We start from the raw sequence: 10,538 nt of genomic DNA on the forward strand, positions 1-10,538 counted from the left end.
ACCCCCCCCCCCGCGCGCCCCGGGCCGCCCCGGGGCGGGGGGGGGGGGGGGGGGGGGGGCGCGCCCCCCCCCCCCCCCCCCCCCCCCCCCCCCCGAGGCCCGTGCCCATTCCGGCAGGGTGCGGGCGACCTCGTCGGGTGACGGCATCCGGGCGATCTCCTCGGCGATCGCCCGGGCCGCGTCGCGATGGGCGTTGTGCCCCAGCAGAGTCCGCGTGTGTGCGGCGACGGCTTCCACGCTCAACTCGCCGGGCTGAAGGCTCAGTGCGGCCCCCGCGGCGCACAGCGCGTCGGCGTTGGCGAATTGGTCGGCTCCCTGGGGGAGAAGCAGTTGCGGGACGCCGGTGGCGAGCGCGCCGAGTGTCGTGCCGCTGCCGCCGTGGTGCACGACCACGTTGGCGTGCGGCATCAGATCCGGTTGCGGTATCCAGGCCCGCACCGTGACGTTGTCCGGTAAGGCGCCGAGGTCCTCCGGGCGGATCCGCCCCGAGGCGACCACCACGTGCGCGCCGAGCGAGGCCGATCCCCGGATGGCCGTGGTGAGGACTTCCGGCGTACCGAACGCGGTGCCGAGCGTCAGGTAGATCAGCGGTCGCGTGGTCTTTTCGAACCGCCACGGGGGCACCGCCGGTTCGGAGAACGGAACGGGACGCAGTTCGACGCGCTCGGTCGTCGCGAGGAAGTTCTTGTCCTGCAAGGACGGCGGGCAGATGTCGAGATGCGGCCGGTCGGGGTGCGTCGGCGGCTCGAGCCCGATCCCGTCGGGGAACATGCGGCCGAAACCGTGCCAGAGCCCCGGGATTCCCGCGCGTTCCGCGGCGACGGCCACCCCCGGTTGTCCCCATTCGTGCACGACGAGGTCGGGCCGTAACCGCGCCAGTTCGGGCTCGAGGTCTTCGGCGTAGATCTCGTAGAACGCGTCCGACGGCCGGAACGGCCGGAGTCCGTTCCGGAGCAGTGGCGGGTGGACGTTCTCGCCGGCGGCGAACCACACCTCGTGCCCGGCGTCCCTGGCGGCGATCGCGAGCGGGATCAGCGGATAGGTGTGGCCGGCCGACGCAAGGCTGGCGAAGAGGACTCGCATGTTCCGAGATGTTAGCACCAGATGGTCGGAACATCTGAGATCCGGCGCGAAAGCAGGCGGCCGGACGCGCCGGCCGCCTGCCTGCTTTCCCCTGGTCAGGGGCGGTAGATCTCCTTGACCGTGCTGATCTGGTCGGCGCCGTTCACGCTGATCTGCGCGAGCACCGGGTTGCCCTCCCGCAGCTGCTGGATCAGCTGGTCCTGGCCGCACGGCAGGCTGCCGTAGCCCTCGTCGTCGATGGTGACCGACTCGCCGGGGCACAGGGTGGCCGCGCTGAACACCTCGCCGCCCTTCTGCAGCGGAAGCCGGTAGGTCTTTCCGTCGACCGGGCCGGCCTGACCGGTGATCAGCTGGAAGCGGACCATCCGCAGATTCGCGTCGTAGCCGGTGAACTGCACCCGCTGGGTGGAGTTCGGGAACTTGCGGTTCTGCTCGACGGGCGCCTTGCCCGCGGCCCTGGTCTCCAGCTGCAGGGAGCTGTTCGGCACGCCGCAGGTCACCTCGGTCCCGGATTCCGTCAGGCGGGCGCAGGTCCACTTGCCCTGGACGTCGAGCACCCGCTCACCGGGGCCTTCGGCCTGCGGAAGTTTCTCGTAGTACTCGGTGATCACGTTGTACGCCTCGGTGCAACCGGGCGTGGTGCCGTCGGTGGCGGCCACCGCGATCAGGTCCATCTTCGGCCGTCCGGGCGCACCGACCTGGCCACCGTGCTTGCTGCAGTTGACGTCGCCGGTGGAGGTCTCGCTCTCGGAACCGCCGGCGGCCGCCCCCTGGCCGCCGCCCGTCTGTGCCTGTTCGACGGCCGCGTTCTTCACCGGAGAACCATTTCCCGCGACATTGTTCCCGCTGCACGCGGAAAGAAGTGCGGTGGCGGCGAGTGCCCCGCCGACAATGGCGGTTTTGATCGTCTTCTTCGCGTTGAGTTTCATTTCAGCGCCCCTCTCGCATCCATTGTTCGAAGCTTTGTCTCGGAAGACGCCGGGAGCGGAATGGGGTTGCTTCGAAACGCGGGTGCGGCGCAGGGTTGCCCGAAGGTCCGGACCGCCGTGTCCGCGAGGGCACGACCTCGACCGGCCGCGCAACCTCCCCGGCGTGGCCCGCCGGGGAGGCGGCGAAGCGGGTTACGGGATGACGCGGTTGCGCAGGTTGTTCGGGTACGGGCCTTCGCCGTGGATGTTCAGCTCGTTGCCCACTTCGAAGCTGTAATACGGGTGCGAGCTGAAGTAGCTGTCCAGATTGGTGCCGCCGAAACAGATCAGATCCGCGCCACCGGCCGCGTTGGGGCCGTTGCACAGACTGAGCGTCGGATACCGGAACGAATCCACCGGCCGGAATCCGGCGCCGCCGGGGCCGGGAACGGGCAGATGCCCGATCAGCCCGCCTGGGTCACCCGGCCAGTTCGACTCGACCGGCTGGCGCCGCCCGTCGGCGAACAGCACACCCTGGATGTTCCGCCCGGGCGGCTCGGTTTCCAGCACCGTGCCCGCGACGAGGGCACCGAGGCTGAAGCCGACGATGTACACCTTCGTTTCGAGGTCGCAGCCGTAGGTGACATAGAGGTTGTAGAGCGCGGTCCGGAGATTGGCGACACCGGCGTCGACGTCGGCGTACAGATTGACGTCCCCGGCGCCGTTCGGATACGGAATGCGCACCGGGTCGGCGCCGCCCGGCGCGAGTCCCCGGTCCAGAAGTTTCTGCGCGCCGCCGTCCTGATATCCCGGCACGACGAACATGACGGGCCCGCACGGACCGTCCGGTCGGGCGGATGCCGCCTGCGCCGCTCCCGCACCGGCGATCGCGCCGGCCAGGGTGGCGACGGACAGGACGGCGGTCGCGAGCAAACGCGCTCCGGTTCTTTTCATCGGTTTCTCCCCACTGTCGTATTGCCGAGCCGAACGCTAATGAGCGCGGATGAAATACCGATGAAATGCGGTACGTTGCCCACTTTCGGGTGAAGTTGTCGCCTTGGTCTCAAGTTCTGCGCCGTGAGGTGTCGGATCGGCGGCGCGGTGACCGTGCGAGGTAGTTTTCCGCCATGACGAAAAAGCGTGGGATTTCGATGCCGGTGCTGGCCGCACTGTTCGCGTGCTTGGCGATCGCCGGTTGTGGTGGTGATCCGCAGCCGCCCGCTCCGGCGGCAGGCGCGGGATCGAGCCAAGCGCCGGCCGGAACACCGTCGGCCACGGGTTCGGGGTACCCGATGCCCGCGGGCTGGCCGTTGACGGAGTTCCCGCTGCCGCCGGGCGGTACGGCGCCCAATCCCACCGCGAGCGACACCGTCGTGTCGTTCCGGATCGACGGAGTGGACACCGAGAGCGCGAAGAGTTTCTACGCGGAGACGTTGCCGGGCCTCGGCTATGCCGACACCCACAACGCGAACCTCGCCATCGTCCGCTACGAGGGCAACGGGGTGAAGATCCTGGTGCAGGACGAACAGACCGGCTCGGCGCGCATCACCATCACGAAGACGGCTGGCTGACGGGCGGAGCACCCGCGGCGCCACGGGTGTCCTGCCGGATCCGGGGCTCAGGCCCTGGTGTTGACGCTGACCGGCCCGGAACCGGTCGGCGGGGTCCAGCCCTGGAGGGAAGAGGGGAGACCGACGCGGGTGGAGCAGTCGGTCACCTGGTAGTGCAGGTGATAGTCGGTGGCCGCCCCGGTCTTGCCCGACCAGCCGATGACCCGGCCCTGCGGGACCCAGGTGCCCGCGTTGTAGAGGGCCCGGTTCAGATGCGCGTAATGCGTGCAAGCGCCGTTGGAATGCCGGATGATCACCTCGATACCGTTCTGCCAGTACGGCGACCAGTTCGAGACGAGGATTTGGCCGCCCTGTGCGGCGGACACCTCGTAGTTGGCCGGGAGTGCGAAATCCCAGGCGTACTCGTTGTAGGGGCCGGTGTGGGAGAAGGTTCCCTCCGGTCCCTGGGTGACCGTGTACGCCTCACCGGCCGGGTACGGCAGTTCGTAGTAGTAGTCCGCGGCCGAAGCCGTGGCCGAGCCGGTGATCGTGATACCGGCCGCCGTCAGTACCGCTGTCGCCATCGTGACCAGCTTGCGCGGTAACGCTTTTCCGCTCATCGTGTCCCTCGCTTTCCTGCGATCAACACCCTGCTGCCGGCAGGGCGTCCCTGACTAAACAGGCAGGCCACGGCTCGGACAATGGTTTGTTCAGGGCTTGCGCGAAGGCGGCGAGATGTCCTATGAGGACAGAAGCGCTCAGCGGCGGCCGGCGGCGAGGATGACGAGGAATTGGCCGCCGCCCGGCTCGACGGCGGCGGTCACCGGCAATCCCGGCACCAGCCGGGAGAAGCGGTCCACGAGCCAATCCGCCGCCTCTTGAGCGTCCTGCTTCGTCGGGCAACGGGCCACCATTTCGCGGCCTCCCTTGCGCTCCAGCCGTCCGGCGACGGTGATCAGCGGCGCGGGCTCGACCACGTGAAGCCGGTCCGGCCAGGCGATGACCACCTTGACCGCGCCCTTGCGGGTGTTGCACCCGCGGTGCGCGAGCCGCTCGGCGATCTTGGCCTTCCGGTCCGCGGTCCGGCTGTCGACGCTGGGCCCTCGCGGGTCGTTCACGGACATGTCCGGGTCGACCGGTTCGTCGCACACCCAGCAGCGCCAGCCGTCGCGTTCGGCCACATCATCGAGGAGACTCACCCGGTCAACCTAGCCTGCGGCACGGACCTGCCGCCCTACCCATCGGCCGCGGCCACGAAGATCCGCACGAGTTTCCCGGCTCCCCACACCAAACCGAGCCGGTGCCCGGCGAGGTCGTAGCCGACCGTGGTCTCACCGCCGGCGCGGTTCATCCAGCTGTCCCGCGCGAGCACGCCGTTCGCCCGCAGATGGTCGTCGGCCTGGTGGCGGTACCCGGCGAGGTCGAGCCCGGAGATCACCCGGCCGGCGCTCGGGCAGCGCCCGACATCGACGGTGACCCGCTTCACCCGCCCGTCGAGGGCCACGATGTTGACTCCGTCGGCACTCGGCATGTCGGGGGCCAGCTCGGTGCGCCGGACGGTCATGCCGGGGAAGAGCCCGCGCAGTTCCGTGAACGCCGCGGACTGCTCGGACGCGTCCAGCGCGTCGTACATCGTCGTGATGGTGCCGGCCAGCGACGTGCCGGGGACCGAAGGCTGATCGGACGGAAGCTCTTTCGTCTTCGCGGGTGCCGGACGCGGGTCGCGCCCGCCGAAACCGGCCACCCGGTCCCAGATCCAGTCGGCCATCGAGCCGGCGACGGGCTCGTCAGGCTGTCCGGGCCGGCGTTTGACCAGCGCTCCGAACGCGACGGCGACCAGGTACGCCCCGGCGTCGTCGGTCATCACCTGTTCCCAGATCTCGTTCTCGGGCCAGTCCGGGTGCCCCTCCTGGTCGGCGTCGATCTCGGCGTCCATGGCGATGATCTCGGCCGCCGACATCAGGCGGAACGGCTCCGCCAGGCCCCAGGCGGCGCCGGAGCCGGGCTGCTGGCCGTCATGCCAGGCCACCAGGTCCTCCGCGACCATGGAGCCGATCCGGTCGCGGTCCGGCTCTTTCGAGATCGAGGCGCCCGGCCGCAAGGTGGCACGCAGGCCGGCGGGCAGTACCTCCTCCAGCGCCGCCAGCGCGGAGGCCAGGTCGATGCCGAGCTTCTGGTCGCGGAGCTGCCGCCACGCCATCTCGATCGCACCGGAGCGGCGGATGTCCGCCAGGCTGATGTCCTTGTCCTGCGCGTTCTCGACGATCCGCAGCATCGTCCTGGCCGTCTCCACCAGGCTCTGCGCCAGCTCTTCGGTCGGATCCTCGCGCAGCAGCCGCAAACCGAGTCGCTCGGCGTCGTCGAACCGGTATTGCACCAGGTAGGACCAGCCGAGCATCAGCGCGATCCAAGCGTCCGCCGCGTCCGCCCGGATGGCCTCCTCGGCCGCGGCGATGAACCGGTCGGTCGGCGCGAGGCTCTCGAGCAGGTACTCCGCGCGTTTCCCCAGCGCCTTGGGGAGCTTGTCCGGGGTCTTCCGCGCGCACAGTGCAACCGCTTCGTCGAGTTGGCGCCACCCGTCCTCGTACTCCCCGGAGAGCGCCCGGGCGGAGCCCAGCTCCATCCAGTCGTCCCAGCCCTCCTGCTCCTCGGCCAGCACGATGTCCGCCCACCGCAGCGCCTCGGCGTGATCATGCTCGGCCGCCGCCATCCGCCGAAGCGCCCGCGCGGCCCAAAGGAACTGGCTGTCGCGGCGACCGGCTATCCGGAGGTAGAGACGCCGCGCCTCCTCCGCGTCGCCGCAGGACTCACGGTGATAGGCGAGCACCATCGACGCGCTGCTCCGCTCCGGCTGGGCCGCGAGCACCTGCAGTGCCAGCTCGGCGACCTTGGGATGCGTCGGCTGCGCTTCGAGGAGTTCCCAGGCCAGGTCCAGGGTCCGCTCCACGGCGTCGGTGTCGCTCATCGCATTCCTCGCTTGACCCGGTACGCCCGGAGCTGGTCGAAGGTGCCGTCGTCGACGCCGTACTCCAGCACCGGCGCCACCTGGTCGAACCAGGACGTCGTGGACGGGACGATGCCGCGGGCCGCGGCCAGCAGCGCCTCGGTGGTGACCGGTACCAGCTCACCCTTGCTCATCGACTCGACCATCGCCTCCTGCAGCACGGTGGTCGTCAGGTGGCTGAGATCGGCACCGGAGAATCCTTCGGTCGCCGCCGCGACGGCCACGACGTCGACATCGGCGGCGGGTTTGCCGTCCAGCGCGCCCTGGACGATCGCCGCCCTGGCGACCGCGTCCGGCGGCAGCACCAGCACCGTCTTGTCGATCCGGCCCGGACGGCGCAGCGCGGAGTCGATGTCCCACGGCCGGTTCGTCGCGGCGAGGAAGTAGACCCCCTCGTTCGCGCCCGCCACGCCGTCGAGCTCCTCCAGCAGCTGGGTGACGAGCATCCGCATCGACCGCGACCCGCCGCCACCGGAAGTGCGCCGTCCGCCGAGCGCGTCGAACTCGTCGAAGAAGATCACGCACGGTGCCGCCGCGCGTGCGTGACGGAACACGCTCTGGATCGCCTTCTCGCTCTCGCCGATCCACTTGCTGAGCAGGTCCGCGAGGGTCATGTGGAGGAAGGACGCGCCGAGATCGCCGGCGATCGCCCTGGCGATGTACGTCTTGCCGCAGCCGGGTGGGCCGTACATCAGCAGCGACCCGCCCGGTTTCTGCCCGAACGCCGCCGCCAGCTCGGGATTGCGCAGCGGGGCGAGGAACGCGGTGTCCAGGTGTCGTTTGACTTCGGCGAGCCCCGCGACGTCGGCCAGCGTCACCGCCGGGCGCTCGGCGTCCCACAGCGACGTCGAAGCCGCGGCGCTCTCGTCCTGCCGGTCCTCGTCGGCCGGGGTCGCCACAGGCTCGGCAGGGGGCGGGTTCGAGGTCCGCAACCGCGCCGCCATCAGCCGGGCGCGCAGCAGGCGGACCCGCGCCGGATCACCGCCGTGTGCCTCGAACGCCGTCACTTCGGCGGCGGCGCGGTCCGGGTCCTGTTCGAGCAGCAGCGTGATGAAGTCCTCGCGCAGCGCCAGATTGCCCGGGTCGGCCTCCACTTCGCGGGCGATCACCTCGATGAAGCCGTCACCGTTCACCGCGCGTCTCCTTCCCCGAATGGTCCAGTGTCAGCCCAGAGACAACCATCCCGGCGATCGCTGCGGGCAAAGTGGTCCAAGATCCCTGTCAGGGGTGAATCGGGGACGGTCCCGGATGTGCGCCGTCCTCACTGGATGGACCGTGGTGTGGTGACAGCAAGGACAACGGAGTTACCCCAGCCCGCATCGGCCGAAACCCTTGACCGCGCGATGTTCTTCGCCGGGAACGCGCCCATGGAGGGCGTGCTGAATTCGCTGGGCATGGAACAGTTCATCACCGGGTTGAAACCGCATTCACGGGCCGCCGAAATCACCGAGGTCTCACCGGATGCGACGCTGCTGCCCCCGGGAGTGAGCGCGGATCTGACCTATGAGCTGGACGGGCGGCGCTCGCACCTCGCGCACGGTCCCGGATGGACACTCGTGGCGCTGCGCAGGCGCGCCGGCGCCGCGACCGTGTCCGTCTGCGCCACCTCCGGCGAGCTGGCGGACGAGGTGCTCGCGGCCGCGCTCGGAACGGCGCGGACCGGAACGCCGGCGGAGTCGGCCGTACCGGTCGGCTTCTGGCACGTGCAAGGGTGCGGTGGCGCGGGGGTGCGTGCGCCCAGGACCATGGATCTGCCGCCGTGGCAGGGGATCCGCGACAATTACCCGCGGTCGGCGGTGGCCGCGCTCGACTCGCTCATGAAGGTGCGCCCGCAGGACGTCACCGGCAGGCTGGTCCTCCTCCACGGCCCCGCGGGCACCGGCAAGACGACCGCCGTGCGCGCGCTCGCGCAGGAATGGCGGGACTGGTGCCAGGTCGACAACGTCCTCGACCCCGAGGTCCTGTTCACCGATCCTGGCTATCTGACCTCGGTGGTGCTCGGAGAGGAACGAGCGGACAACCGGAAATGGCGGCTGTTGATCCTCGAGGACTGCGACGAACTGGTCGGCGCGGACGCTAAACGCGACTCCGGGCAGGCCCTGTCCCGGCTGCTCAACCTGACCGACGGACTGCTCGGTCAGGGCCTGGACATCCTGGTCTGCCTGACCACCAACGAGAACGTCGCCCGGTTGCACCCCGCGGTGGTCCGGCCGGGGCGGTGCCTCGCGGAGATCGAGATCGGCCGCCTGCCGCGGGACGAGGCGGCGACTTGGCTGGGCACGGAGACCGGTGCGGAGATCGGCGCGGAGGGCGCCACGCTGGCCGAGCTGTATCGGCTGCGAGCCGCGGCGTAGTACGGCCTCGGCGCACTGGACGAAGTGGACCGTGTTCGCCGTTCGCCCGGTTCCGCGGGGCGCGGGCTGTTAGGGTCCGCGCCATGCGGATGTGGTGGTTCGGCCTGGTCATGGGCGCGGGTGCGCTGCTCGGCGCGTGCGCCGGGGGTGGGTCGGGGAGCGGGCAGGTGGTGCCCCCGACAACGACCCAGCCGACCCTGACGACCACGCCGGCGACTCCGACGACCGGCCTGGTGGAGACGACGACCTCGCCGCCGGAGACCCCGGCGACCACCACCACGACCCGGATCACGCCGGAGACGACGCGGACCACGACGCGGCGCACCACGACGACCGCGCAGCGTCCGACGACCCCTCGACGCAGCACTCCCACCCGCAGACGCTGACGGCCCGGGACTTCCGCGTTCCTCCCCGGCGCCGTACGGCCGGCGCCGGGGAGGACGACTCGGGGTCAGGTCAGGACCGGACGGCCCAGCGGCAGCGGTTTGCCGCCCGTCGCGGCGGATACCGCGCCGGCGAACAGATACACCCCGACGGCGGTGAACGCGAACACGGCGTACCCGCCCGCGGTGGTGGCCGCCGTGGAGCCGGCCACCGTGCCGTACAGCACCAGCGCGAGCGCGACGTCGACCAGCACGAACAGCACCGTGAACGCGGCGGGCAGCCGCAGGGTGGTCAGGGTCAGCAGGACGATCGTGACCAGCCAGGCGATCAGGAACAGGCCCTGTGTCGCGACCGCGGCATCCGGGGTGATGCCGAACCAGCCGTGGATCAGGCCGAGTACCAGCGCGGCGTAACTGATCCAGAACCCGGCGAACACACCGAACACCGCGGCGACGGCGCTTTCGCCGAGCGCGGCGGCCCAGACGGCGGCGACCAGCTGGCCGACGCCCGTCGCGGGCAGGATGATCGCGATCGAGGCGCCGACGGCGGCGGTGGGTACGTAGCCGGTCAGCACCAGGCCGAGCGCGGTCGCGCCGACGATGAAGGTGGGGACGCCGATCAGGGACGGGTCGCCCGTGGGTAAGGATCGGGCGGGGGCTTCGGTGGCAACGGCAGTGGTCATCGTGTACTCCTCGTTGAGCTGCGAATGATCCTCGAGGTCGCCGCCGTCCACCGGCCCGCGCGTGGCCGGTGGACGGCGCCCTCTCTTACCTGGTCCTGGGCCACATCCTCGACAGCTCAGGGTGGTCGTCGTCGAGCAGGCGATGCGCGAGCGCGATCGCCTCCTTCGGATCGATCTGGTCGTAATCCGGGTCCCCGTGCGCGACACTCTCGAAGACGTCCGCGAGCCGGTTCGCCGCGGCGGGGGACAAAGTGGTGTCCTGGCTGCATTCCGCGTAGCGCAACCGAAGCACGCCGGCGGCCTGCAGCATCAAGGAGCAATAAGTGTCGGGTACGGCCGGTGCCCGGCGGGACCGGGCGTCCGCTCTCTGGCTTTCCACGCCGACTCCCTTCCTTTCACACGCCGGGGTTATCGGGTGGCGCGTTGTTTGAGTTCCTTGGCGGCGGCGCCGGGGTCGGAGGCGTTGTAGATCGCGCCACCCGCGACGGCGACTTTGGCGCCTGCTTCGCGGACGGAGGCGATGGTGTCGGCTTTCACGCCGCCGGCGATGGAGAACGGCACCCCTGCCTCACG

The 10,538-nt window shown here is 70.4% G+C and carries 11 protein-coding genes and 1 pseudogene; 3 read left to right on the forward strand and 9 right to left on the reverse strand.

Features of this window, described 5'->3' with window-relative positions; translation table 11 throughout:
- Window positions 1–99 precede the first annotated feature (99 nt).
- From ACIRGA_RS40350 to ACIRGA_RS40360, 3 genes and pseudogenes are all read right to left on the reverse strand, one after another.
- Window positions 100–1,083: pseudogene (locus tag ACIRGA_RS40350) on the reverse strand (glycosyltransferase); the annotation flags it as partial.
- 95 nt (window positions 1,084–1,178) lie between these two features.
- Window positions 1,179–2,012, reverse strand: coding sequence for a hypothetical protein (locus ACIRGA_RS40355; protein WP_400952661.1), 834 nt, complete (start codon window positions 2,010–2,012; stop codon window positions 1,179–1,181).
- Between the two features lie 192 nt (window positions 2,013–2,204).
- Window positions 2,205–2,945 (reverse strand): hypothetical protein, encoded by a 741-nt coding sequence (locus ACIRGA_RS40360; RefSeq protein ID WP_400952665.1) that lies wholly within the window; start codon window positions 2,943–2,945, stop codon window positions 2,205–2,207.
- Window positions 2,946–3,118: 173 nt separating this feature from the next.
- Between ACIRGA_RS40360 and ACIRGA_RS40365 the strand changes: the two genes are divergently transcribed.
- The gene (locus ACIRGA_RS40365) at window positions 3,119–3,562 is read left to right on the forward strand and encodes a hypothetical protein (RefSeq protein ID WP_400952669.1); all 444 of its coding nucleotides are present in this window, start codon (window positions 3,119–3,121) and stop codon (window positions 3,560–3,562) included.
- 47 nt (window positions 3,563–3,609) lie between these two features.
- Here the strand turns inward: ACIRGA_RS40365 and ACIRGA_RS40370 are convergent, their stop codons facing one another.
- The 4 genes from ACIRGA_RS40370 to ACIRGA_RS40385 form a co-directional block, all read right to left on the reverse strand.
- Window positions 3,610–4,161, reverse strand: a complete 552-nt coding sequence (locus ACIRGA_RS40370) for a M23 family metallopeptidase (protein ID WP_400952671.1) — start codon at window positions 4,159–4,161, stop codon at window positions 3,610–3,612.
- Window positions 4,162–4,299: 138 nt separating this feature from the next.
- Complete coding sequence (locus ACIRGA_RS40375) at window positions 4,300–4,740, reverse strand: hypothetical protein (RefSeq protein ID WP_037346462.1); 441 nt, start codon at window positions 4,738–4,740, stop codon at window positions 4,300–4,302.
- Between the two features lie 35 nt (window positions 4,741–4,775).
- Window positions 4,776–6,506 (reverse strand): tetratricopeptide repeat protein, encoded by a 1,731-nt coding sequence (locus tag ACIRGA_RS40380; protein WP_400952674.1) that lies wholly within the window; start codon window positions 6,504–6,506, stop codon window positions 4,776–4,778.
- Complete coding sequence (locus tag ACIRGA_RS40385) at window positions 6,503–7,678, reverse strand: ATP-binding protein (RefSeq protein ID WP_400952676.1); 1,176 nt, start codon at window positions 7,676–7,678, stop codon at window positions 6,503–6,505. The genes ACIRGA_RS40380 and ACIRGA_RS40385 overlap by 4 nt, the downstream gene beginning before the upstream one ends.
- 150 nt (window positions 7,679–7,828) lie before the next feature.
- Here ACIRGA_RS40385 and ACIRGA_RS40390 point away from each other — a divergent pair, with 150 nt between their 5' ends.
- Together ACIRGA_RS40390 and ACIRGA_RS40395 are read left to right on the forward strand one after the other, a co-directional pair.
- Window positions 7,829–8,899 (forward strand): DUF5925 domain-containing protein, encoded by a 1,071-nt coding sequence (locus ACIRGA_RS40390; protein ID WP_400952681.1) that lies wholly within the window; start codon window positions 7,829–7,831, stop codon window positions 8,897–8,899.
- 83 nt (window positions 8,900–8,982) lie between these two features.
- Window positions 8,983–9,285, forward strand: coding sequence for a hypothetical protein (locus ACIRGA_RS40395; protein WP_400952684.1), 303 nt, complete (start codon window positions 8,983–8,985; stop codon window positions 9,283–9,285).
- A gap of 65 nt (window positions 9,286–9,350) precedes the next feature.
- On the opposite strand, the gene ACIRGA_RS40400 is transcribed toward ACIRGA_RS40395, so the two are convergent.
- Together ACIRGA_RS40400 and ACIRGA_RS40405 are read right to left on the reverse strand one after the other, a co-directional pair.
- Window positions 9,351–9,965, reverse strand: coding sequence for a GPR1/FUN34/YaaH family transporter (locus ACIRGA_RS40400; protein WP_400952687.1), 615 nt, complete (start codon window positions 9,963–9,965; stop codon window positions 9,351–9,353).
- 85 nt (window positions 9,966–10,050) lie between these two features.
- Window positions 10,051–10,344, reverse strand: a complete 294-nt coding sequence (locus ACIRGA_RS40405; protein ID WP_400952689.1) for a hypothetical protein — start codon at window positions 10,342–10,344, stop codon at window positions 10,051–10,053.
- Window positions 10,345–10,538 lie beyond the last annotated feature (194 nt).

The organism is Amycolatopsis sp. NPDC102389 (genome assembly GCF_044765885.1).
Taxonomy (GTDB): Bacteria; Actinomycetota; Actinomycetes; order Mycobacteriales; family Pseudonocardiaceae; genus Amycolatopsis.

Excerpts from the sequence above, each read along its gene's own strand:
- ACIRGA_RS40355 (WP_400952661.1), bottom strand. The coding sequence starts at position 2,012 with ATGAAACTCAACGCGAAGAAGACGATCAAAACCGCCATTGTCGGCGGG.
- ACIRGA_RS40360 (WP_400952665.1), bottom strand. The coding sequence starts at position 2,945 with ATGAAAAGAACCGGAGCGCGTTTGCTCGCGACCGCCGTCCTGTCCGTC.
- ACIRGA_RS40365 (WP_400952669.1), top strand. The coding sequence starts at position 3,119 with ATGACGAAAAAGCGTGGGATTTCGATGCCGGTGCTGGCCGCACTGTTC.
- ACIRGA_RS40370 (WP_400952671.1), bottom strand. The coding sequence starts at position 4,161 with ATGAGCGGAAAAGCGTTACCGCGCAAGCTGGTCACGATGGCGACAGCG.
- ACIRGA_RS40380 (WP_400952674.1), bottom strand. The coding sequence starts at position 6,506 with ATGAGCGACACCGACGCCGTGGAGCGGACCCTGGACCTGGCCTGGGAA.
- ACIRGA_RS40395 (WP_400952684.1), top strand. The coding sequence starts at position 8,983 with ATGCGGATGTGGTGGTTCGGCCTGGTCATGGGCGCGGGTGCGCTGCTC.
- ACIRGA_RS40400 (WP_400952687.1), bottom strand. The coding sequence starts at position 9,965 with ATGACCACTGCCGTTGCCACCGAAGCCCCCGCCCGATCCTTACCCACG.